Origin of the sequence: Rhodoferax ferrireducens (genome assembly GCF_003347515.1) — a bacterium.
Lineage (GTDB): Bacteria > Pseudomonadota > Gammaproteobacteria > Burkholderiales > Burkholderiaceae_C > Rhodoferax.
Genome location: NZ_QEII01000140.1, coordinates 1 through 1,444, shown reverse-complemented (window position 1 = coordinate 1,444; position 1,444 = coordinate 1). Strand labels below are relative to the sequence as shown.

General features: G+C 56.4%; 2 protein-coding genes. Both read left to right on the top strand.

Features of this window, described 5'->3' with window-relative positions:
- Positions 1-198 precede the first annotated feature (198 nt).
- A complete protein-coding gene (locus C5P05_RS33465) occupies positions 199-642 on the top strand; it encodes a helix-turn-helix domain-containing protein (protein ID WP_157979157.1) in 444 nt (147 codons plus the stop codon).
- On the top strand, positions 525-1,370 hold the full coding sequence (locus C5P05_RS00675) for an IS630 family transposase (RefSeq protein ID WP_332871320.1): 846 nt from the start codon (positions 525-527) through the stop codon (positions 1,368-1,370). The genes C5P05_RS33465 and C5P05_RS00675 overlap by 118 nt, the downstream gene beginning before the upstream one ends.
- Positions 1,371-1,444: the final 74 nt, after the last annotated feature.

Below are 1,444 nucleotides of genomic sequence, written 5' to 3'. Positions count from 1 at the left end.
AACCATGGCGGTGAAGAAATCCTCCATCAGCTTGACCACGCCAATCTCTTCATCGTGCCTTTGGACTCGGAGCGACGGTGGTATCGGTACCACCATTTGTTTTCCGACCTACTGCGCCAACGCCTAGTATTTAGACACATAAATAAGGGAGCATGATTACAATCCAATAATCGCCATCCGGCATATTTGGGATTGGTCATGCGTCAGACGGAGCTGAACTTGAGCGAGGAGGATCGCTCGGCTATCGAAGCAATTCGCAGCAAAGGGGTGCATCAGGCGCGCGAGGTCAATCGTGCACATGTGCTGTCATGCCTGGATCGCCACATTCCAGAATCGCAGATTATGGCGGTGTTGGGTATTGGTCGTACGGCCGTGTGGCGTGCTCGCGCCGCCTACTTGCAAGGCGGGGTGGCGCTGGCAGTGTTCGATGTGCAGCGCTCAGGACGCCCGCACCAGTACGACACCAACGCCGAGGCCCGTGTGATCGCATTGGCCTGCTCAGCTCCGCCCAAGGGACGCCAGCGATGGACCATGGTCGAGCTCGAACGCGCCGCCCGTCAGGAGCCCGGCCTGGAATCGGTGAGCCGGGAAACCGTTCGACGCATGCTCAAAAAAACGACCTCAAGCCCTGGCGCCGGGTAATGTGGTGCATTGGGGCGCTGACCGAGGAGTACCGAGCCCGGATGTATGCCCTGCTCGAACTTTACGCGCGCCCAAAATCCAAAGCTGAACCCGTCATTTGCATCGACGAGAAAAGCTTGCAACTTATCGCTCACAGCCGAGCACCATTGGCCATGGCAGCGAACAGCCCAAGCAAGCATGACTACGAGTACGTACGCAACGGCACCACCAATCTGTTCGTGGCCGTCGAGCCCAAGGCTGGACGGCGAATCGTCTCGGTCACCGAGCGCCGGGGAAAGGTGGACTTCGTCGCCTTCATCAAAGAACTGCTCACTGGCGCATACGCCAAGGCACGCCGAATTCACTTGGTGCTCGATAACTTGAACACGCACTTCAGAAAGTGCTTTGACGATGTGCTGGGCAGTCGTGCAGCCGCCAAGCTCCTGCGTCGGGTGGAGTTTCACTACACCCCAAAGCACGCGAGCTGGCTGAACATGGCAGAGATCGAGATTGGCATTCTGAGTCGCCAATGCTTGGATCGGCGCATTGCCAATCTCGAATTGCTGGAGTCCGAGGTTGCAACTTGGCAGCAAGCCCGCAACGAGGAAAAGCGAACCATCGAATGGAACTTCACTCGACAGGACGCAGATCAAAAATTAGGTCGCCATTATGTACCTAAACTTGCGTGTTTATGTACTAGGTCAAAAGGAATCCGCGCCATTGCACCAACGTGCCAGCCAATGGTATGAGGAACAAGGGATGGAGGTTGCGGCATTCCATCAAGCAACGCTGGCCAATGACTTCCACAATACCATACGGTTGA